The sequence below is a fragment of the Halomonas sp. DP5Y7-2 genome, from assembly GCF_019802025.1.
GTDB lineage: Bacteria > Pseudomonadota > Gammaproteobacteria > Pseudomonadales > Halomonadaceae > Halomonas > Halomonas litopenaei_A.
Window position 1 is genome coordinate 95,345 of the sequence record NZ_JAHVHY010000009.1, and the last position, 21,130, is coordinate 116,474.

The 21,130-nt window shown below is 63.1% G+C and carries 22 protein-coding genes; 12 read left to right on the plus strand and 10 right to left on the minus strand.

Features of this window, described 5'->3' with window-relative positions:
• Positions 1-2 precede the first annotated feature (2 nt).
• The 5 genes from phnL (at position 3) to KUW18_RS17455 (ending at position 4,054) form a co-directional block, all read left to right on the plus strand.
• The gene (gene phnL / locus KUW18_RS17435; RefSeq protein WP_222561990.1) at positions 3-746 is read left to right on the plus strand and encodes a phosphonate C-P lyase system protein PhnL; all 744 of its coding nucleotides are present in this window, start codon (positions 3-5) and stop codon (positions 744-746) included.
• Entirely contained in the window at positions 743-1,888 is a 1,146-nt protein-coding gene (locus KUW18_RS17440; RefSeq protein ID WP_206944112.1) for an alpha-D-ribose 1-methylphosphonate 5-triphosphate diphosphatase, read from the plus strand. The genes phnL and KUW18_RS17440 overlap by 4 nt, the downstream gene beginning before the upstream one ends.
• The gene (gene phnN / locus KUW18_RS17445; RefSeq protein ID WP_222561991.1) at positions 1,888-2,433 is read left to right on the plus strand and encodes a ribose 1,5-bisphosphokinase; all 546 of its coding nucleotides are present in this window, start codon (positions 1,888-1,890) and stop codon (positions 2,431-2,433) included. The genes KUW18_RS17440 and phnN overlap by 1 nt, the downstream gene beginning before the upstream one ends.
• 125 nt (positions 2,434-2,558) lie before the next feature.
• The gene (gene phnP, locus KUW18_RS17450) at positions 2,559-3,338 is read left to right on the plus strand and encodes a phosphonate metabolism protein PhnP (RefSeq protein WP_222164116.1); all 780 of its coding nucleotides are present in this window, start codon (positions 2,559-2,561) and stop codon (positions 3,336-3,338) included.
• 14 nt (positions 3,339-3,352) lie between these two features.
• The gene (locus tag KUW18_RS17455) at positions 3,353-4,054 is read left to right on the plus strand and encodes a DapH/DapD/GlmU-related protein (protein ID WP_222561992.1); all 702 of its coding nucleotides are present in this window, start codon (positions 3,353-3,355) and stop codon (positions 4,052-4,054) included.
• 218 nt (positions 4,055-4,272) lie between these two features.
• Here the strand turns inward: KUW18_RS17455 and dkgB are convergent, their stop codons facing one another.
• Complete coding sequence (dkgB, locus tag KUW18_RS17460) at positions 4,273-5,082, minus strand: 2,5-didehydrogluconate reductase DkgB (protein WP_222164114.1); 810 nt, start codon at positions 5,080-5,082, stop codon at positions 4,273-4,275.
• Positions 5,083-5,265: 183 nt separating this feature from the next.
• A complete protein-coding gene (locus tag KUW18_RS17465) occupies positions 5,266-6,447 on the minus strand; it encodes an MFS transporter (RefSeq protein WP_222485221.1) in 1,182 nt (393 codons plus the stop codon).
• A gap of 180 nt (positions 6,448-6,627) precedes the next feature.
• Here KUW18_RS17465 and KUW18_RS17470 point away from each other — a divergent pair, with 180 nt between their 5' ends.
• Positions 6,628-7,512, plus strand: a complete 885-nt coding sequence (locus KUW18_RS17470) for a LysR family transcriptional regulator (RefSeq protein ID WP_206944100.1) — start codon at positions 6,628-6,630, stop codon at positions 7,510-7,512.
• Between the two features lie 30 nt (positions 7,513-7,542).
• Here the strand turns inward: KUW18_RS17470 and KUW18_RS17475 are convergent, their stop codons facing one another.
• From KUW18_RS17475 to KUW18_RS17505, 7 genes are all read right to left on the minus strand, one after another.
• Positions 7,543-8,445, minus strand: coding sequence for an NAD(P)-dependent oxidoreductase (locus tag KUW18_RS17475; protein WP_222561993.1), 903 nt, complete (start codon positions 8,443-8,445; stop codon positions 7,543-7,545).
• 83 nt (positions 8,446-8,528) lie between these two features.
• Entirely contained in the window at positions 8,529-9,269 is a 741-nt protein-coding gene (locus KUW18_RS17480) for an HAD family hydrolase (RefSeq protein ID WP_261396762.1), read from the minus strand.
• Complete coding sequence (locus KUW18_RS17485) at positions 9,266-10,438, minus strand: ABC transporter ATP-binding protein (protein WP_261396763.1); 1,173 nt, start codon at positions 10,436-10,438, stop codon at positions 9,266-9,268. Before KUW18_RS17485 ends, KUW18_RS17480 begins: the two co-directional genes overlap by 4 nt.
• The gene (locus KUW18_RS17490; RefSeq protein ID WP_222483823.1) at positions 10,435-11,277 is read right to left on the minus strand and encodes an ABC transporter permease subunit; all 843 of its coding nucleotides are present in this window, start codon (positions 11,275-11,277) and stop codon (positions 10,435-10,437) included. Before KUW18_RS17490 ends, KUW18_RS17485 begins: the two co-directional genes overlap by 4 nt.
• Positions 11,264-12,097 (minus strand): ABC transporter permease, encoded by an 834-nt coding sequence (locus KUW18_RS17495; RefSeq protein ID WP_206944080.1) that lies wholly within the window; start codon positions 12,095-12,097, stop codon positions 11,264-11,266. Before KUW18_RS17495 ends, KUW18_RS17490 begins: the two co-directional genes overlap by 14 nt.
• Complete coding sequence (locus KUW18_RS17500) at positions 12,094-12,954, minus strand: alkaline phosphatase family protein (protein WP_222561994.1); 861 nt, start codon at positions 12,952-12,954, stop codon at positions 12,094-12,096. The genes KUW18_RS17495 and KUW18_RS17500 overlap by 4 nt, the downstream gene beginning before the upstream one ends.
• Before the next feature lie 115 nt (positions 12,955-13,069).
• The gene (locus tag KUW18_RS17505; RefSeq protein WP_315900526.1) at positions 13,070-14,146 is read right to left on the minus strand and encodes an ABC transporter substrate-binding protein; all 1,077 of its coding nucleotides are present in this window, start codon (positions 14,144-14,146) and stop codon (positions 13,070-13,072) included.
• A 321-nt stretch (positions 14,147-14,467) separates the two neighbouring features.
• On the opposite strand from KUW18_RS17505, the gene KUW18_RS17510 reads away from it, so the two are divergent.
• The gene (locus KUW18_RS17510; protein ID WP_261396764.1) at positions 14,468-15,175 is read left to right on the plus strand and encodes a UTRA domain-containing protein; all 708 of its coding nucleotides are present in this window, start codon (positions 14,468-14,470) and stop codon (positions 15,173-15,175) included.
• A gap of 27 nt (positions 15,176-15,202) precedes the next feature.
• On the opposite strand, the gene KUW18_RS17515 is transcribed toward KUW18_RS17510, so the two are convergent.
• Positions 15,203-16,105, minus strand: a complete 903-nt coding sequence (locus KUW18_RS17515) for a LysR family transcriptional regulator (RefSeq protein WP_222561996.1) — start codon at positions 16,103-16,105, stop codon at positions 15,203-15,205.
• Positions 16,106-16,322: 217 nt separating this feature from the next.
• Between KUW18_RS17515 and KUW18_RS17520 the strand changes: the two genes are divergently transcribed.
• The 5 genes from KUW18_RS17520 to KUW18_RS17540 all read left to right on the plus strand — a co-directional run bounded on the left by KUW18_RS17520 (position 16,323) and on the right by KUW18_RS17540 (position 21,075).
• Complete coding sequence (locus tag KUW18_RS17520) at positions 16,323-17,336, plus strand: D-cysteine desulfhydrase (RefSeq protein WP_222561997.1); 1,014 nt, start codon at positions 16,323-16,325, stop codon at positions 17,334-17,336.
• A 62-nt stretch (positions 17,337-17,398) separates the two neighbouring features.
• The gene (dctP, locus tag KUW18_RS17525; RefSeq protein WP_222561998.1) at positions 17,399-18,385 is read left to right on the plus strand and encodes a TRAP transporter substrate-binding protein DctP; all 987 of its coding nucleotides are present in this window, start codon (positions 17,399-17,401) and stop codon (positions 18,383-18,385) included.
• A 112-nt stretch (positions 18,386-18,497) separates the two neighbouring features.
• Positions 18,498-19,013, plus strand: a complete 516-nt coding sequence (locus KUW18_RS17530; protein ID WP_222239095.1) for a TRAP transporter small permease — start codon at positions 18,498-18,500, stop codon at positions 19,011-19,013.
• Positions 19,013-20,314: a TRAP transporter large permease gene (locus KUW18_RS17535; RefSeq protein WP_222239096.1), complete on the plus strand. Its 1,302-nt coding sequence runs from the start codon at positions 19,013-19,015 to the stop codon at positions 20,312-20,314. Before KUW18_RS17530 ends, KUW18_RS17535 begins: the two co-directional genes overlap by 1 nt.
• A complete protein-coding gene (locus tag KUW18_RS17540) occupies positions 20,311-21,075 on the plus strand; it encodes an alpha/beta fold hydrolase (protein ID WP_222239097.1) in 765 nt (254 codons plus the stop codon). The genes KUW18_RS17535 and KUW18_RS17540 overlap by 4 nt, the downstream gene beginning before the upstream one ends.
• Positions 21,076-21,130: the final 55 nt, after the last annotated feature.

Consider the following 21,130-nt stretch of genomic DNA (forward strand, 5'->3'; position numbering starts at 1 on the left):
CGATGACGTCCCCCTTTCTTACTGCCCGACGGCTCGACAAGACCTTTGTGCTGCACGCCCAGGGCGGCCAGGCACTGCCCGTGATGCGTGGACTCGAGCTGGACCTGTCCCCCGGCGAGTGTCTGGTGCTGGCCGGGCGCAGCGGTATCGGCAAGAGCACCCTGTTGAAGATGGTGAACGGCAACTACCGCATCAGTGGCGGCAGCCTGACCCTGCACTTCGATGATGGCGAACTTGAGCTCGCTGGCCTGCCCGCCCATGCGTGGCATCTGCTGCGGCGCGATGTGATCGGCTACGTCAGCCAGTTTCTTCGGGTGGTGCCCCGCGTGTCGGCGCGGGAAGTGGTGATGGAGCCGCTGCTGGTGCGGGGCTGCGACGAGCATGAAGCACGCCACCGCGCCGAGGCCATGCTGGCGCGGCTCAACCTGCCGGAACGCCTGTGGGAGCTGGCGCCAGGTACCTTCTCCGGCGGCGAACAGCAGCGCGTCAACATTGCCCGTGGCTTTATTGCCGAGCATCCGTTGCTGCTGCTCGACGAGCCCACCGCATCGCTGGACGCCGCCAACCGAGAGGTGGTGGTGACGCTGATCGAGGAGGCCAAGGCCCGTGGCAGTGCCATGCTGGGCATCTTCCACGATGAGGAAGTCCGCGAGCGGGTGGCCGATCGGCTGCTCGAACTGGAAGGTCACATGCTGGTCGGTGGCGCTGGGCGTCGCGACGATAACGACGGGGAGTTTTCTGCATGAGCCAAGATCAGATCCTGACCAATGCGCGCCTGGTGCTGGACGACGAGGTGATCAGCGGCAGTCTCGTCATCAAGGATGGCATCATCAAGGCCATCGAGCGTGGCCCGGTATCGCTTCCCGGGGCGATCGACTGTGACGGGGATATCGTGATGCCCGGCATGATCGAGCTGCATACCGACAATATGGAAAAGTACTTTCAGCCCCGGCCCAAGGTGAGCTGGCCTGGTCGTCAGGCGGCGCTGGCCCATGACGCGCAGATGGCCGCCAGCGGCATCACCACGGTGTTCGACGCGGTATCCATCGGTGATGTCGACGAGCAAAGCATGCGCCACGAGGCTCTGGACGAGATGGTGGGGTCGCTGGCGGCGATCAATGACAATGGCATGGCAAGGGTCGACCACCGCCTGCACCTGCGCTGTGAGGTGTGTCACCCGGACACCCTGACGCGCTTTGAAGGCTTCATGGACTCGCCGCTGCTGGGGCTGGTCTCGCTGATGGATCATTCGCCGGGCCAGCGCCAGTTCGCCAGTCTCGACGCCTATCGCATCTACTACCAGGGCAAGTACGGCCTGGACGACGCCAGCCTTGAAGCCTTTATCGAAAAGCAGCTGGCCAACAGTGCCGTCTACTCGAGCTCCCACCGCCGTGCCATCGCATCGCTGTGCCGTGAGCGTGGGCTGGCGCTGGCCAGCCATGACGATGCCACCGTCGCCCACGTGGCCGAGAGCCTGGAGTATGGCACTCGGGTGGCGGAGTTCCCCACCACCCGTGAAGCCGCGGAAGCGTCTCACCGGCATGGGATGGCGGTGATGATGGGGGCGCCCAACGTGGTGCGTGGTGGCTCCCACTCCGGCAACATTGCCGCCGCTGAGCTGGTGCGCATGGGCGTGCTGGATGTGCTGTCTTCAGACTACTATCCGGCAGCCCTGCTCGATGCCGTCTTTCGCATCGCTGCGATGGAAGGTGGTTACGACCTACCGCGAGCGGTGGCGACGGCCTGTAGGCACCCTGCCGAGGCGGTGGGGCTTGATGACCGTGGGCGCATTGCCCAAGGACTGCGCGCCGACCTGTTGCGAGTACGCGAGATCGACGGACACCCGCTGGTCGCTCGGGTGTGGAGCGCCGGAAGGCAGGTGCACTGATGCTGGTGTATCTGATCGGGGCCAGTGGCGTGGGCAAGGACAGCCTGCTGGTTGCCCTCCGCCAGCAGCGCCCGGACCTGCTGGTGGCCCATCGCTACATCACTCGGGCCAGTGGTCTTGGCGAAGATTCGTTGGCGCTGTCCGAGGCCGAATTCCTGGCCCGGCGCGGGCGAGGCCTGTTCTGCCTGGATTGGCAGGCCCATGGGCTGCACTACGGCGTGGGCATCGAGGTCGAGTGCTGGCTCGAGTCGGGAGCAACGGTGCTGCTCAACGGCAGTCGTCGAGCGCTGTGCCAGGCCCGGGAGCGCTTCGGCGACCAGCTGCTGCCGGTGGTGGTGACCGCTCCTGGCGAGGTGCTGAGACAGCGCCTCGTCAAGCGCGGGCGCGAGTGCCTCGAGCAGATCGAGGCGCGTCTGGCTCGCCACGCCGAGGTGGAGGCGGAGCTTGAACGTGACTATCCGACCGTTGCCCGCCTGGATAACGGTGGTGCGCTGGCGGTCAGCGTGGGGGCGCTGGAAGCCCTGGTGGATACGGCGTGCCGCTGAGCCTGTCGGCTGCCAGACCGAGGCAAGCGCAGACCGCTGCGCGTGCTGCCCCCGATGCGCGGTCTGGCCGCGACGGCCCGAGACCATACCGGCTTTGCCTGAGCCCCTGATGTCAGGAGATCACCATGGAGTTTCGCTTCACCGGCACCGGCGACAGTGCCCAGGTGCCTCGCTTTGGCTGCGACTGCCGTGCCTGCACCAGGGCACGTGTGTTCTCGAGCCATCAGCGCGGTCCCTGCTGTGCCGAGGTCAGGGTCGATGGCAGGCGCTATCTGCTCGATGCCGGGCGTATGGATCTGGCTCACAGCTGTGAACTGGAGCGCCCGGCGGCGTTTTTCATCACTCACTATCACGCCGACCACGTTCAGGGCCTGTTCCATCTGCGCTGGGGGACCGGCGCCGATATACCGGTGTATGGGCCCAAGGATCCCAACGGCTGCGCGGATCTCTATCGCAACAGCGGCATTCTCGATTTTCAGCCAGGGCTCAAGCCGTTCAAGGCGCTGGGGCTGGACGGGATGACGGTCACGCCGGTGCCGCTCAATCACAGCAAGCCCACCTTGGGGTATTGCCTGGATGACGGCGGCACGCGGCTGGCCTACCTGACCGATACCTGCGGTTTGCCCGGTGCCACCGAGCGCTTCTTGCGGGAATGGGGGCCCGACATCGTGGTGTTGGATGCCTGCCACCCGGCGAGCCAGCGCGAGACGCGCAACCACAACAATATTACCCAGGCCCTGGAGATCATTACTCGGCTCGATCCCCCTAGGGCCTATCTCACCCACATCAGCCACGAGCTGGATGCAGAACGCTTGGCGGAGCCAGTAGCGTTGCCGCCCAAGGTACGTTTTGCCAGAGATGGCGAGACGCTGGAAGATTGGCACCGACTCGATGCGGTCTGCTGAGAGGACAACACTACATGCACTCTGAATCCCATGCCCCCGACACCTCTTCGGCGCCTGCCCGGGCCGTGGATCAGCCCGCCTCGACGCGGCTGAGCGAGGCGCCCAACGTGGCCGATGATGCGCGGCTTCACGCCAGCCAGCTCGGCCGTTTCACCGAGGTGGGCAGTCGCTGCGTGTTCAACCACGTAAGCCTGGGGGACTACAGCTACATCGAGCGGGATGGCGATGTCATGTTTACCCGCGTGGGCAAGTTCAGTTCGATCGCGGCCAGCGTGCGCATCAACCCCAGCAATCACCCTTGGTGGCGGCCTACCCTGCACCACTTCAGCTATCGTCCCGGCAAGTTTGGCTTCAGCGACGAGGCCGTCGATCCTGAGGTCTTTGCCTGGCGCGAAGCGGACCGCGTCAACATCGGCCACGACGTCTGGATCGGCCACGGTGCCATCGTGTTGCCCGGAGTCACCATCGGCAACGGCGCCATTGTGGGCGCGGGCAGTGTGGTGACCAAGGACGTGCCGGCTTACCACATCGTGGTGGGCAATCCCGCCCGAGTGCTGCGCCCACGCTTCGACGACCCTGGCGTCGCCGGTCGACTCGAGCGTCTGGCGTGGTGGGACTGGTCGGATGAACGGATCAAGCGGCATCTGAGCCACTTTCAGGGCGACGTGATCCGCTTTCTTGAGGCTGCTGAAAAAGGGGCAGTGAGGGCGAGCTGAGAAGGTGAGCTGAGAAGGTGAGCTGAGAAGGTGAGCTGAAAGGAAAGGCGGAGGCAAGGCGGAGGCCTGCAAAAACGGCGCCACGAGCAGGTGTCTGCTCGTGGCGCCGTCACCTGGGGCGTTACGCTCCTGCCTCAGGCCGTGCCGGGACCGATGGGCCAGCAACCCTTGGCGGGTAGCGGCCCAGTGCGTTATTCAGCCACTGGAGCCGCGGCGCCTTACTGATCCCACTTGGGCGCGAAGTCCGGGTTGGCGACGCGCTCGCCGCGGTCGAGCTTGGCAATGGCGTCCATCTCTTCCTCGGACAGCTCCAGCTTGAGCGCCTCCAGGTTGCTCTTCAGGTTCTTCTCCTTGGTGGAGGAGGGGAAGGTCGGAATGCCGAGCTGATGCAGCCAGGCGATGGCCACCTGTGCCGGGTTGGCATCGTGCTTTTCGGCGATGGCCTTCAGCGTGTCGTCCTCGAGCACCTTGCCGACTGCCAACGGCATGAAGGCGGTGGGGGTGATGCCGTGTTTTTCGCAGTGGGCAACCAGCTCGCGGTTTTGCAGGAAGGGGTGAACCTCGATCTGATTGGTCAGAATTTCACCCTTGCCGAGAATATCCACCGCCTGGTCGATCTGCGCCTTGGTGAAGTTGGAGACGCCGATATGGCGGGCCTTGCCTGCATCCTTGACGTCTTTCAGCGCGGTCAGGTAATCACGCATCGGCACTTCATCGTCCGGCGAGGGCCAGTGGATCAGCAGGAGATCCACATAGTCTGTGCCGAGCTTGGACAGGCTTTCCTCGACGCTGGCCTTGAGCGCCACTGGCTCCAGACGATCCCACCACACCTTGGTGGTCAGAAAGATCTCGCTGCGCGGAACCGAGCTTGCTGCGATGGCCGAGCCGACTTCGGCCTCGTTGCCATAGAACTGAGCCGTATCCAGGTGACGGTAACCGAGCTTCAGGGCGGTGGTCACTGCGTGGCGCAGGGTGTCGCCCGTCAGGCGGAAGGTACCGAGGCCGGGGTTAGGGATAAGCGTTGACATCTTGGCTCCTTGGTCGTCGAGAGCGGCCCCGGGCACTGTCGTGATCCCGGGGATGCAGTTCCTTGAGCGGCGGCCTTGGCCGTCGCAACGTCGTGCCAATGTTCATCTTTGGACATGCGGTGGCAACGTCGTCAGTTCAAGGGGGCGGAAGAAAAATTAGCAGACGAAATGCTTGTCCGGTGCTCAGGCATTGGCCAGGCGTGCTGCACGACGCTGGTCGAGTCGGCCGGAAAGGTGGGTCAGTGCCAGGGCAGCCACCACGATCAGCGCGCCGATCCAGGCGGTGTCTGTCAGTGCCAGGTGTTCGACGACCTGGCCGCCGACAACAGAGCCCAGGGCAATCCCGATGTTGAACGCAGCGATGTTGAGTCCGGAAGCGACATCGACCGCTTCCGGCACGTAGCGCTCTGCCAGTTGCACCACGTAGACCTGCAAGCCTGGCACGTTGCCGAAGGCAAAGGCGCCCCAGACCAGAATCGTCAGCACGGCGGCTAGCGGGTGGACAGCGGTCACGTTGAGCACCAGCAGCACCGCGGCCAAACCGATGAAGATCAGCGTCAAGGCCCGGATCGGCCCCATCTGGTCCGCCAGCTTGCCACCGTAAATGTTGCCGAACGCCACCGAGACACCGTAGACCAGCATGATCAGGCTGACCATGGAGGGAGCGAAACCGGTGGCCTGCTCCAGAATCGGTGCGAGAAAGGTGAAGGCAGTAAAGGTGCCGCCGTAGCCCAGGATGGTGATCGCATAGACCAGCAGCAGACGCGGATGGGTAAGCACCTTGAACTGCTGGCCTAGGGTCGCCGGCGCCGCGCGCTTGAGGTTGCTGGGGATCAGCAGGGCGCTACCCAACAGGGCAATCAGGCCCAGTCCCGATACCACCAGGAAGGTGGCTCGCCAGCCAAAGGTCTGGCCGATCCAGGTGCCCAGCGGTACCCCTGTCACCAGCGCCACGGTGAGGCCGGTAAACATGATGGCAATGGCACTGGCCTCCTTGTCCTTGGCGACCAGGCTGGTGGCGATGGTAGAACCGATCGAGAAGAACACCCCGTGGGCCAGGCCGGTGAGCACCCGTGCGGTGATCAACGAGCCGTAGCTGGGCGCCTGCCAGGCCAGCAGATTGCCGGCAATGAACAGGGTCATCAGGCCGAGCAGCACCCACTTGCGGTTGAAGCGCCCGGTAAGTGCCGTCAGCACGGGGGCGCCGACAGCCACGCCGACGGCGTACAGGCTGACCAGCAGCCCGGCAGAGGGCAGGCTCACTGCAAGGTCCTGAGCAATGGTGGGCACCAGGCCGACAATCACGAACTCGGTGGTGCCGATGGCAAAGGCGCTAAGCGTTAGCGCCAGCAGAGCAATAGGCATCGTCTCTCTCCTGTGAGATGGCGTCGCCGGGGGACGACTTGACGGCGTGCAGTCTGGCGGAGGACACTTTTTCGATAAACGTGCCTATATGAGAAACACCTTTGTGGTTATCGAGAAAGTCGCTGCGGTGTTTGCTGCGGTCAACAGGAGGGTGAGCCTACATGGACGAGGAGGGGCCTGATGAAGACTCGCTCGGAGGACCTGGAGCTATTGCTGGCGGTGGTGGATAGCGGTGGTTTCAGTGCCGCCTCCACTCGCCTGGACGTGCCGGTGGCACGTATATCGAGAGCGGTCCAGCGGCTGGAGCAGCGGCTTGATGTGCCCCTGCTGAACCGTACGACGCGCAGTGTGGCGCTGACGGATGAGGGCAGCCGCTTTGTCGCCGAGGTACGCGAAGGACTAGAGCGCCTGAACGCGGCAGAGGAGTCGCTGGCGCTGCGACGGGGAGAGCCTGCTGGCCGACTGCGGGTGGACTCCGCCAGCCCCTTCGTGCTGCATCAACTGGTGCCGTTGGTCGGGGAGTTTCGGCGCCGCTATCCCGGTATCGAGCTGGAGCTGTCTGCCAGCGATGACATCATCAACCTGCTGGAACAGCGTGCCGATGTGGCCATTCGGATTGGCGCCCTGGCGGACTCCACCCTGCACGCGCGGTTGCTGGGGCGCTCGCGCCTGCACCTGGTGGCAAGCCCTGGCTATCTCGCGCGCGCCGGCAGGCCCACGTCGGTGACGGAGCTCGAACAGCATCAACTGATCGGATTTCTCGCTCCCAGCAGCTTGAATCGGTGGCCGGTGGAGGGAATGGATGACGAGATCAGCCCATCGATGTCCACCTCCAGTGGCGAAGTGATGCGGCGTCTGTGCCTCGCCGGAGAGGGCATTGCCTGCCTGTCCAACTTCATGGTCGGTGATGATATCGCCAGCGGGCAGCTTGAGGTCCTGCTACCCGAGGCGATGCGCCATGGTGGTCCACGGGAGCAGGTGCAGGCCGTCTACTACCGCAACACCGCCCTGTCGGCGCGTATCCAGGCGTTTCTCGATGTCATTGCCCCAGGGCTCAGGTTGTAGTTCCGGTAGTGTCGGCGCTGACGTCTGGCATCAACGCTCGAGTTCACCGGCATCCATACCGTTGCGTCGCTTGATCTCGAGCAGCAGCGCGCTGTGGTCGAGGTCGGCGCCGCCGGCGTCGACCAGGTCGTTGAACAGGCGATCGGTCAACGCGAGCAACGGCAGATCGAGGCCGAGCTCCTGGGCAACATCGCAGGCGGCGTGGGTATCCTTGAGCTGGTGCTTGGCCGGGCCGCCCGGCGCAAAGTCGCCATCCAGCATGCGCTGGCCGTGCTGCTCGAGGATACGCGAGTAGGCGAAGCCGCCCAGCATGGCCTGGCGGACCTTGGCCGGGTCGGCGCCGCCGGCCTCTGCCAGCACCAGAGCCTCGGAGACGGCGGCGATGGTACTGGCCACGGTCAGCTGGTTGACCAGCTTGGCCAGGGCGCCACTGCCGACGGGGCCGATGTGAAGAGGGTGGCCCATGGCCTGAAGAATCGGCTTCGCCCGTTCATAGTCGGCGTCCAGTGCGCCGGCCATGATCGACAGCGAGCCTTCCTGAGCGCCACGTTCGCCGCCGGACACCGGCGCGTCGACCCAGCCGAGGCCAAGCTCGCGACAGCGCTCTGCCAAGGCGACCGCTTCGCTGCGAGCGATAGTCGACATCACGATGACCAGGCTGCCGTGAGCCAGTCGAGGGGCGATGCCCTCGTCGCCGAACAGCAGCGTCTCGCACACCGGGCCTGAGCTCACCATCACCACCACCGCCTGAGCACCCTGTACCGCCTCGGCGGGCGTCTCGACCAGGGTGGCGCCAAGCTCGCCCAGCGGGGCGGCCTTGTCGATGCTGCGGTTCCAGGCGCGCAGGTCATAGCCTGCACGAATCAGGTGGCGGCCCATGGGCAGGCCCATGATGCCGGTGCCCAGCAGGGCGATGGTGGCGGAGGATGTCATTCAGGGGGCTCGTTTCACGTCAAAAGGTAGGTGACAGCCTAGCCTCTTCCACCCGCTGACTCCACGCCTGGCCTTGTCCACGCTTAGCCTTGCTGCCGCCACCACTGCACCGGCCAGCCGCGGACCTGTGCGGCGGCGTCAAGCGTCGGATCCGGGTTGATGGCGCAGGGACGGTCGACAAACTCCAGCAGCGGCAAGTCGTTACGTGAATCCGAGTAGCCGTAGCTGAGGGCTGGCGTATGCTCGTCGAGCCAGGCTTCCAGAGCGGCAAGCTTGCCTTCACGGAAGGTGCGAATGCCTTGGGCGCGGCCGGTGTATCGACCCTCGGCGTCGATCTCCAGACGGGTGGCCAGGGCATGGTGGGCGCCCAGACGTTCGGCTACCGGGCCAACCACATGGATCGGTGAGGCAGAGATAATGACCACACGGTGGCCCTGGTCGCGGTGCCAGGCAAGCCGTTCGTGTCCCTGGGCGAACAGCCGCGGCACCACCTCGGCCGCGAGAAAGGCGTCCACCTGCTCCCTGACCTCGGCCTCGCGGCGACCCGTCAGGGGCGTCAGCAACAGTGCCAGATGGGCTTCCATGTCGAGCGTGCCAGCGGCGTAGGCCGCCATATGCTCGGCAAAGGCGGCATGATATTCCTCGCCGTCGTCGATCCAGCCAAGCTCGATCAGCCATTGGCTCCACAGGCGCGTGATGTCGCCGTCGAGCAGCGTATCGTCCAGGTCGAACAGGGCCAGGGTGATGGGCGCATCAGGCGTCTCGGATGTCGCCACACGGCAGGCATCGGTGGTCATGGGGCAAGGGCTCGTCGGGTCATTCATGTATCCAGCTCCTGAACCTCGTCGAGATCGACGTGGACCGTCACCTGCTGGCCTTGCGGCAGCAAGGTGCGAGCGGAGCGATTGAGGGTATCGACGGTCAGGCTGACGCCGGCACAGTCGATGTCGTAGCGCACGATGTTACCGAGCAGTCGGTGTCGACGCACTAGCCCGTGCACGCCAGGTCCCACCCGCTCGGGGTGCTCGCCGCCCAGGGGCATGCCCGCCACGCTCAGGTAGAGCGCTTCAGGGCGCAGGGCAACGCGGTCAGCCTTGCTGCGGTAGCCGAGCAGCGGAGCGGCCTCGACGGCATCGAGCAGACAGTAGTGGCCCATGAAGCCGGCAGCGTTCTCATCCCGTGGACGGGTATAGATGGCCTCGGCGCTGTCCTGTTGCAGGATGCGTCCCTGGTGCATCAGGAACACCCGGTCGGACATCAGCATGGCTTCTTCCTGATCATGGGTCACGAACAGGGTCGTCAGGCCCAGCGACGTCTGAATTTCCCGGATCTGATCGCGCAGGTGCTTGCGAATGCGGGCGTCCAGCGCGGACAGGGGCTCATCCATCAGCAGCACCCTGGGCTCGACCACCAGAGACCTTGCCAGCGCTACCCGCTGGCACTGACCGCCAGACAGTTGATGAGGGAACTTGTGGGCCTGGTCCTGCATCTCGACCAGGCGTAGCACCTCCTCCACGCGGCGCGCGCGCTCGTCGCTGGGTACCTTCTGCATGCGCAGGCCAAAGGCGACGTTGTCGGCCACCTTCATGTTGGGAAACAGGGCGTAGTGCTGAAACACCATGCCGACGCCACGGCGCTGAGGGGGGAGGTGAGTGATGTCGGTATCGCCCACCAGGATTTGGCCCGCATTCAGGGACGTGAGACCGGCGATCGCCCGCAACAGGGTCGACTTGCCGCAGCCGGATGGGCCCAGCAGGGTGATGAATTCACCGTGGGCGATATCGGCATCGATATTGGCAAAGACATCGGTGTCGCCAAAACGCTTGGCCAGCCCCTTGAGCGAAATCGCGTTGCCGCTGGACGCATGATCGGTGTGGCGGGAGGCACTCGCGGCCGTGGCGCCTGACGCGATGGCCGGCTGCTGGCGATAGGCCGCCTGTGATGCCTTGGGCGTGGTCGCTGACGAGGGGGGGCGAGTGGTGGCAGCCATCATCGTGCGGCCTCCGTAATAGTGTGTTCCGCCTGGCGATTGCCCAGCCAGGTCAGGATCAGAGTGAAGACGAACAGGGTAATCACCAGAGCGCTGGTGAAGTGGCCGCTGGCGCCGCGCATGTTGTTGAGGTAGACCTGCAGCGTCTCGAAGCGGGTGCCCACCAGCATGTTGGCAAACACGAATTCGCCCACCAGGAAGGAGAACGACAGGAAGACGGCGATCTGCACGCCACCTCTCAGGTTGGGCAGAACCACCAGAAAAAACGCCTTCACGGGGCCAGCGCCGAGCAGCTGCGCGGCGTCCATCAGGCTTTGCACGTCCACCGCCCTCAGGCTGTTGGCAATGGCGCGATACATGAACGGCAGGACGATGGTGAAGTAGGTAGGAATCAGGATCCAGGGTGTTCCTACCAGCGCCAGCGGCCCACCGGCGTAGAGTTGCAGCAAGCCCACCGAGGAGACGACTGGCGGCACCGCAAACGGCATCAAGATCAGCGTGTTCATCCAGCGATCGAGTCGCGGATAGCGGGTATGGGCCAACAGGGCGACCGGCAGTACCAGTGCCAGAGATAGCGCCAGAGCCCCCACGGCGATAAACAGCGAGCGCGCAAAGGCCGCCAGAAAGCGAGGGGTGGTCCACAGCTCGATGAACCAGGCCAGGGTCAGGCCGTCTGGCGTCAGGGTCGCGCCCCAGCGTGTGGCCAGGGCGTAGCCCAGTGTGGCTACCAGGGGCAGAGCCAGCACCGCAAAGACCCCGCCGACGACCCAGGAGTAGGGATTAAAGGTTGCCGACAGCGACGCGGCGGTCGGGCGAGCGGGCATGGTGTCAGCGTGAGCCATGCTGTGCACTCCTTCTCAACAGCCACTGTTGCACCAGGGTGACCAGTACCAGCAGCACCACCAGTACCAGCGCCAGGGCACTGGCCAGGTTGGGTTCAAGGAACAGGTCTCCCGCGACCAGGTTGGCGATGCGTATCGTCATCAGGTTGTAGCTGGTGTTGACCAGCGCATAGACGGTGGCATAGGCGCCCATGGCGTTGGCGAACAGCACCGTGAAGGTGCCCGCCAGAGCCGGCCATAGCACCGGCAGGCCGATCCGTTGCCAATAGGCGATGCGTCCGGCCCCCAACAGGTGGGCGGCATCACGCCACTCGGCCTTGAGGCCTGAAAAGGCCGGAAACAGCAGCAGGATGCCGAGCGGTATCTGGAACCAGGTATAGATGACGATCAGCCCGCCGGTGGAGTAGAGGCGCACGTCCTCGATGATGCCGAGTTGTTGAAGTGCCAACGTCAGCACGCCGTTGGCCCCCAGCAGGATGATAAAGGCGAAGGCCAGGGGCACCCCGGCGAAGTTGGAGGTCATGTTGGTGAAGGCGATCATCGCGCGGCGCAGTCGCGGTCCGGAACGCATGAGCGCGTGACAGGTGACGGTGGCGATGATCAGCCCCATGGCGCTGGATACCAACGAGATGGTCAGGCTCTTCCAGATGGCCTGGCGAAAGAACGCGGACTGGGCGATTTCCTGGAAGTGGCCCAGCCCCCAGTCGCCATTGACGTTGAAGGCACTGATGGCGACCCAGGCCATGGGCGCCAGCTGGAAGGCGCAAAACACGATGGCGAAGGGCAGTAGCCACAGCCAGGCCGGCAGGCGCAATGTCATGAGAGGCTCTCTCGGGACGGTGCCGGGGCCGGTTCCGTGGCTTGCGCCGTCATCGCAAGCAGCTCCGGGTGAAAGGGCTTGTCGTGGGTTAGCCCCATGGCGCTGGCCAGGGTGCCGCACAGGTGAGTCTGTTGGATATGCAGACCTGCGGGGTCGGCAAAGGCGTCACCGAACAGCCACAGCGGTACCCGGCGCTCCTCGGCCAGCAACCCTGAGTGTGAACGATCGGCGTTCATGCCGTGGTCGGCGGTCACCATCACCTGGTAACCATCGGCCAGCCAGCGGGGAAGGTAGTCGGCCAGGGCGATATCGGCGTGACGCGCGGCATTGCGGTACTGGGGCGAGTCGCCGCCGTGACGGTGGCCGCTATCATCGATGTTCATGCTGTGAACCAGCAGGAAGTCAGGTGCGTGCCTCTGCCTGAGCGCTTCGGCATCGCTGAACAGGTGGTCGTCCGGGTAGTGGTCCTGCCAATAGAAGATGCCGCGCTGGATGGCCGCGTTAGGATCGTCGAGATAGCGGTCGCGGGTCTGGTCGAAGGGCGCCTTGACGTAGAGCTCGCTGACCCAGTGATAGGCCGCGGCGGCAGTGGTGCGCCCCTGGGCGCGAGCCAGGTCAAACAGGCTGACACCGTGTGAGCGGCGCACGATAGCGTTATGCACGACGCCGGAGTCGACGGGACGATCTCCCGTCAGCAGGCACTCGTAGAGCGGGCGAGACATGGCGGGAAGCTCGCAGTCGAGGCTGGTAGTAGTGCCGCGTCCGGCCTCGACCAGAGCGCTCAGATGGCCCATGGCATGGCGCCCGACGTCGTGATTGAGGCCGTCCAGCACGACCAGAATGACAGGGTTTTGCATGATGACTCCTGGCCACCATCAGGGTGGCCCAAGCAACGCTTTCGTACCGCGGGCACCGAGAGCAGCGCTGGTTGGCGCTGCCGCCCGATGCCCAGGGGGGTGGTAAGTGGCGTGATTACTGCTGGTGGATCAAAACGTCCGACTGCCACTGGCGCGGCAGCACCTTGGCGCTCTGTTCCCAGGCGGCGAAGTCCTGAATCGGGCGGGCGCTGGCGTACTGTTCGTTGGGTAGCAGCTTGGCGGCGATCTCGTCGGGCAGGGTCAGGTGCTCGGCGCGGATCGGGCGAGCGTAGCCCTCGGCCAGGTTGAACTGGCCTTCATCGGACAGGATGTATTCACGGGCCAGCTTGGCCGCATTGGGATGCTGGGCGTGTACATTGATGATGGTGGCGTAGCCTGAAGTGACGGAGGCGTCGGACGGAATCACCACCTCGAAGGCGTCACGGTCGATCTGGTCACGATAGTTCAAGGCGTTGAAGTCCCACAGCAGGGCTACTTCCACTTCGCCCTTCTCCAGGTTGGCGATGGACACGTCAGCCAGCGACAGGCGGCCCTGCTCGGCCAGCTCGGCGAACAGCTCGAGTCCCGGCGCCAGGTTGCCTTCGTCACCGCCTGCCGCATAAGCGGCGGCCAGCACCGCATTGTTGGCCTGGGAGGCCTGGCCTACCGCGCCCACCGACACTGAGTAGTCACCTTCACGTAGATCAGCGAAGGAGCCCGGACGCTGGTCTTCGTCGACCAGGTTCTTGTTGATCATCAGGGCGATGGTGCCGGTGTAGCCGAGCATCCAGTGACCATCCTCGTCCTTGGCCCAGTCAGGGATCTGGTCCCAGGTGGTGGGCTTGTAGGGCTGGGTCACGCCCTGCTGCACGGCGATGGGACCGAAGGCGAAGCCGACATCGCCGATGTCGGCGGTGGCATTCTCACCCTCAGCTTTGAACTTGGCGACTTCCTCGGCGGAACTCATGTCGGTGTCGCTGTGTGCCAGGCCGTAGACGCTGTCCAGGTCAGCCCAGGTGTCCTTCCAGTTGGCCCAGGTGTCGGGCATGCCGACGCTGTCGACGCGGCCTTCCTGCTTGGCGGCCTCGATCAGAGACTCAAGCTCGGCGGAGCTGGCTTGGGCAGCGGTGGACATCAGGCCAACGCAGGCCAGGGCGGTCAGGGTCGGGTAACGCAGAGAAGTGACGATCACGGGAGGGTCTCCGGGTCAGGGGGCGTGAAGGCGACGGAAACCGGTGTGCGTTTCTGGTCTAGATCAGTTTCCGTTGTGCCTAACCCTAAGGAGCCTTCATGACAGCGCCGTGTCAGTGTGATGGCAGTCTTGTCTCAATCCTTGGTTGGCGATGAAGCCTTCGGCAGACACTACGACGCCAGGAGTGTCACCACGATGTCATGGTGAAGTCACTAGACTGTGGCGTATGGCTCAATTGGTCTATACCAGCTGGATAGGTGTAGATCGATGAGCGTCATTTTCCTGGCATCATTTTTTCTCTTAATTCACATCGGTATGTGCATGGATCGATCGCTGCAAGAGCGCCTCAAACCGGTGCTGACTGAGGCTCGAAGTGAGAAGGCGCGCCGGCTTCCCAGCGAGCGCGAGTTGATGACCCGCTTCGGGACAACGCGTATCACGTTGCGCGAAGCGCTCAATGCACTGGAGGCAGAAGGTCGGGTCTATCGCGAGAATCGGCGCGGCTGGTTTGTGTCGCCGCCACGCTTGCGCTACGACCTGCTGGCCTGTTTACCGTTTCACGAGATGGTGCGCTCCCAGCAGCGCAGTGCCCGCACCCTGCTGCTGAGTGCCGAAGAGGTCATGGCCCCCGCAGTGGTCGCTCGGCGTTTGGGTATTGCCGAACACGCGCCGGTCTATCGAATCTGTCGTGCCCGACTAGTGGACGAGCGTCGGGTGCTCTACGTCGAGCATCATCTGCTGCCAAGCTGTTTTCCACAGATTCTCGAGTTCGACCTGGCGCGGGAGTCGCTGACCGAGCTTTACCGGCGCGAGTACGGTATTCGGGTTGGTCGGGTCAGCTATGAGCTTGGCACCTGCGTGCTGTCCAGCGCCGGCGCCGATGCGCTGAACGCCGTGCGAGGCAGTCCCGCCCAGCGCATTTCCCGCATTAATCATGACCAGAACGGCCGAGCCATCGACTGTGATGACGAATACTGGCGCCACGATGCCATCGAACTCACCCTGTCTGCCGCCCCCCAGGGGGGATGACACCATCCGCACGTCATGATGGCGACGCTATACCGCCGGTGGCCGTTCCTCCAGCAGATGCCACAGCGGCGCCGCGGCCCTCTGCTCGTCCCGATGCCGATAGCAGGCCACCACCAGCTGGGGCCCACCTAGCGTATCCAGCAGCGATACCAGCTTGCCGCTTTCCAGGTCCTCTTCGATCAGTCCGTGGGGAAGCCAGCCGATACCCAGACCCGCCAGGGCAAGCTGGCGAATGCCGATGGTAAAGGCGGTCTCGCACACCAGCTCGATCTCGTAGCGGCGCTGGGCATCCAGCAGGTAGGGGGTCGCTAGCGCCTGGCCCAGAAAGCTGTCGGTGTCGTAGCCGATCAGCGGCAGTCGTTGTCCCTGCTCCAGCGGGTGCAGCGGGCCACCGTGATGGTCCGGGGCGCACACCGGCAGCAGCCGCTCAGCACCCAGCGCGAGACGTTCGATGGTGGTGCTGTCGTCGAACAGGGGCGCCCCCTCGAGCTCGGAACACAGCAGCAGGTCGGCCTTGCCCTGCTCAAAGTCGCGAATGCATACGCTGCGGTCGGACGAGGTGATCTGCAGTCCGACCTCAGGCGCGTGATGACGCAAGTGGCGCAACAGCCGCGGCAGGTAGCTGACGGTCAGGGTGTGCTGGGTGGTCAGGATGGCCCTGGGTCCCTGGCGAGCATCGCTTCTGAGACGACTGCGCATGGCATAGAGGCGGGCCAGCCACTCCCTGAGCTGAGGCTCGTAGGTACGCGCATGGGCAGTCAGCTCCAGCCGTGGGGAGCGCCTATCGATCAGTGCGACTCCCAGCCACTCCTCGAGTTGTCTGATGCGTCGCGAAAACGCCGGTTGGGTGACGTGGCGTCGTTCCGCCGCCTGGGAGAAAGTCCCCGCCTCGATAAGCTCGAGAAAATCCTCTATCCACTCGATCTTCATTGGTGTTTTTGTCTGTTGTTGTGGCTGCCGGCCAGGCAGGAGTCGTGGCTATGCAAAAATTTAACAGCTGACGAGCAACTTGGCATTGGTGGCAGGTCGTGGGCGGCCTTTAAGGTGAGATGACACGTTCTCTGACGGGCCTTGCGTCTGTCATCTCATGGAAGAACGTCATAACGAGAGCACGCCAATGCCAATAATGACTCGCCTGGAGGCCCGTATGCACCTGTCCCGTTTTCCCCGTGTCCGTCTCGGCCATATGCCCACCCCGCTGGAGCCGATGGACAACCTGAGCAAGCTGTTGGGCGGTCCTCGCCTGTGGATCAAACGTGACGACTGCACCGGCCTGTCTACCGGCGGCAACAAGACGCGCAAGCTCGAGTTCTTGATGGCCGATGCCCTGGAGAAGGGTGCCGATACCATCATCACCCAGGGTGCCACCCAGTCCAACCACGCCCGCCAGACCGTGGCCGCCGCCTGCAAGCTGGGCCTTGGCTGTCACATCCTGCTGGAAGACCGCACCGGCAGTGAAGACCCCAACTACAACCACAACGGCAACGTCTTCCTTGATCAGCTCCACGGCGCCAGCGTCGAGAAGCGCCCGGGCGGTGCCGACATGGCCGCCGAGATGGAAGGCCTGGCCGATCGTCTGAAGAGCGAAGGCAAGAGGCCCTACATCATCCCTGGCGGCGGCTCCAACGAGATCGGCGCCCTGGGCTACGTCAATGCCGCCCTGGAGCTGCTGGCCCAGGCCAACGACATGGGCCTGCGTATCGATCATCTGGTGCATGCCACTGGCAGCGCCGGCACCCAGGCGGGCTTGGTGACCGGCCTGGCCGCCTGCAACGCCGGTATCCCGGTGCTTGGTATCGGCGTGCGCGCGCCCAAGGACAAGCAGGAGGCCAACGTCTTCGCCCTGGCCCAGAAGACCGAGGCCAAGCTGGGCCTTTCCGGCGTAGTCAGCCGCGAGCAGGTGGTTGCCAACTGCAACTACGTGGGCGAGGGCTACGGTGTGCCCACCGACAGCATGATCGAGGCGGTCACCCTGCTGGCCCGTCACGAAGGCATCCTGCTGGACCCGGTGTACTCCGGCAAGGGCATGGCCGGGCTGATCGACCTGATCCGCCAGGGCCACTTCAAGCAAGACGAGAACGTGGTCTTCCTGCACACCGGCGGTGCCGTCGCGCTGTTCGGCTATCCCGATGCCTTCGGCTTTGCAGATTACAGGGGCTGAGGTCTGGCGGTATGACTGGCCCGGTCTCGCGCATCAACAATGACAACAATATGAGGTAACCCATGAAGACATTACCCGCTCTCACCCTTATGGCTTCCGCGTTGGCAGTGGTCACCAGCTCCGCTCAGGCACAGACCACACTGCGGCTATCGACCTACGTGAACAAAGTGGATATTCGCTATGAAGGCTTCGAGAAGTTTGCGGAGCTCGTGGCGGAAAAAACCGATGGAGAAGTCAACGTAGAGATATTCCCTTCATCGACCCTGCATGGGTGGAGTGAAGGGGTGGATGCTGTGACTGGTGGGATCGCCGACATCGCCTGGATCCCAGCAGATAATCGTCTTCCCTGTTATCGGGTGACGTCACTTTATCCAGCGCTGGTGGACCTTGAGCGTCAGCATGAACTGGATGCGGCCTATACCGATATCGTACGTGACGAGGCCGCCGAGGCCGGCCTGGTTCCCGTGTTCAATTCCAACTACTCCTACGATCAGGAGTGGTGGTTCCAGGAATCTATCTCTGACATTACCCAGTTGGACGGGCAACTGGTGCGCTCCATCGGTCCGCTGGTCAGCCTGATGATCACGTCCTGGGGTGGGGAGCCAGTGTTTGTCTCACCCAATGAGGTCTTCCAGTCTGCCGAGCGAGGGGTGGTGGACGGTATCAATATGGGGGTGGCCACCTACAGCTCGTGGCAGTTGTGGGATGTCATGCCGTACATGGTCAACGCCTCACTGTTCTACGGCAACATCCAGTACATGATGAACAAGCGCAAGTTCGATGACCTTGATGGGGCATCTCAGCAGGCGTTGCTGGATGCCGCCCGAGAAGCAGAGGCGTGGCTCAAGCCCCGCTATGAAGGGTGGGTCAATGAACGAGTGGGCCAGGCCGTGATGCAGGGTGGTGGTGCCGCCGTGTCGTTGAATGAAGAGGCAAGTGCGGACATTGTTGCCTCCATTGCCGGAGAGTGGGAGCCCACCGTCGCAGAGTCATGTGGGCCTGAGCGAGCCGACGCCATCAAGGCATTGTTTGCGGATTATCGCCGCTGATGCTCAACCGGGCGTGCACTCTGGTGGTGACGAATAGCGCCGGAGTGCCGTTCACTACTGGGTCAGTCTGCTCGCTCAATGAGGGATGGCATGGACTATCCGGGAGGCTTGTATGTCACAACGACTCGATACCGCACTCGATCGCCTGGCGCTGGGATGTGCCCTGGCGGGGGGATCAATCATTCTGGTGCAGGCGCTATGGATGAGCTGGGGGGTATTTTCCCGTTATGTGTTGAACTCCCCTGACAGGATGGTGACCGAGGCAACCGCGTTATTGTTGTTTCCGGTAGCCTTTGCTGGGCTTGGCTACGCCATGCGGCGTGATGCCTACCCGAAGGTGACCATGTTGCTGGATATCCTGCCTGGCACCGTACGCCGCTGGGTTCAAGCCTTCAACTTGGTGGTGATGGCGCTGATAGGTCTGTGGTTCATGTACGTATCCTTCTCCGCCACCATGAATACGCTGGCGTCTGGGGCGGCGTCGGAGATCCTGCTGTGGCCGAGGGTCTATTTCTGGATTCCAGTGCTGTTTGCCATGGTCACGTTCTGCTGTTGCGTTCTGCATCGGCTATTGCAGCAGATCTCCGGGGATGAAGTGGTTGCCAATACCAAGCAGGGGATTCGGTGATGGAATGGTATACGGTAGGTATTGGGCTATTTGTCCTGTTGATGGGGCTGGTCAGCATCGGGGTCCCGATTCCCTTTGCCTTGGCTGGTGCGGCGCTACCTTTTCTATGGCACATACAGAGTTTCCCCACCGCTGTGGTTAGCAGTGAGCTGCAGCTATGGGGTGTTTGGGTTAACTACATTCTTCTGGCAATTCCTCTCTTTGTCTTCCTGGGCGAATTGATCGGACGATCGCGCATCGGCTCGGACCTGTATCGTTTCCTGCATAGCGGCGTCAACGTCAGAGGGTCTGCTGCCTACGGTAGCATCGGGGCCTGTGCGGGCTTCGGAGCGGTGTCCGGGTCCAGTATGGTGGGCTCCCTGACCATCGGTGGGGTGGCGCTTTCTGAAATGCTGCGGCTCAAGTACGACCGCCGACTGGCTAGTGGCATCTTGGCTGCCGGCGGTACCTTGAGCGTATTGATCCCGCCGAGTCTGATCATGATCTACTACGGCATTGTGACCGACCAGTCGATCGGCAACCTGTTTATCGCCGGCATTATTCCCGGTATCGCGCTGACCACCATGTTTGTGGTGATTGTCTTCATCTGGTCTCGGCTATGTCGTGCCCATGTGCCGGCTGCCGATGACTCCCACACACTGTCTAAGGGGCGTGTGGCGGTAACCCTGGTCACGATCGGACTGATCGGCTTCATCATCATCGCCGCGATCTATACCGGCCTTGCAACCCCCACTGAAGCGGCGGCGGTGGCGGTAGTGGTGACCTTTGTGCTGACGGCATGCTTCGGAGGACTGACTGCAGCTGGCTTCGTTGAGGCGTTGAAACGCACCATGCTGACCATGGGCTACCTGGGTCTGCTGCTGTCCGCGGGCACTTTGTTTGGCTTTGTCGTCACCTATTACCGGATCCCCGATGAACTGACTTCGCTGATCACCTCCATGGGGCTATCCCCTTACGTGATTCTGCTGGTCATTCTGTTGCTGTATATCGTGCTCGGCATGTTCCTCGAGCCTGTCTCGATGACCTTTATCACCTTGCCTACGGTGTTTCCGCTAGTGTCGGCGGCGGGCTTTGACCTGATCTGGTTCGGGGTCGTCTACACCGTGATCATGGAAATCGCCGTGCTTACTCCTCCCGTTGGCCTCAACCTCTACGTCATTCAGGGGCTGGCGAAGGATGAAGTGTCCGTTGGTGATGTCATTATTGGCTCGCTTCCCTTTATTGGTGCTTTGGTACTGCTAATCGCTGCGCTTCTTCTAGTACCGGATATCGCGCTGTGGTTGCCGGAGGTGATGCAATGAGCCGTGATACGATGTCTCCTGCCGAGGCAGCGCCTTTGGTGCTGGTTCATGGGTTCTTGAGTGGTAGCAGTTACTGGGCGCCAGTGAGAGATGCTTTGGAAAGTGGGCGCCAGATTATCGCTGTCGATCTACCTGGTTTTGGCAAACGTTGTCACGAACCTGCCGTTGACAGTATCCCGGGCTTTGCCAGTTTCGTTTTAGCCGAGATGGACCGCCTGGGCGTTGACCGGTTCGCACTGCTGGGCCACTCCATGGGTGGCATGATTGCTCAGGAAATAGCGCACAAGGCTCCGCAGCGGGTCGAGGTGCTAATCCTGTTTGGCACTGGACCCGAGGGTGAGCTTCCTGGTCGGTTCGAGCCTATCGCCGAGTCACGGCGTAAGGTGATCGAACAGGGTACGGGACCAACCGTCTCCTACATCGTGTCCAACTGGTATGTGAAGGGCACGCAAGATCCGTGGTTTGCACCGTCGCTTGGGCTCGCTGAACTAGCGTGCGAGGCGGCGGTACTTGGCGGTCTCACCGCCATGGAGTCCTGGAGAGGCGTGGACTTTCTATCGCGACACACGATGCCGACGCTGGTGATCTGGGGCGATCAGGATCGGGCTTACCCTATCTCGCAAGAACTGGCGCTATGGCAGGGAATAAGCAGCGCCAGGCTCGCGGTTATTCCTGATGCGGGGCATAACGCCCATCATGAAAAGCCAGAGCTGTTCTGTGCTTTACTCGATGATTTTTTAGCTCACCATCACATAAGTTGATGTGAATTTCCGCCTTTTAAAGACGAACTCGCGAAGCACGATTTGGTGGTTTCAC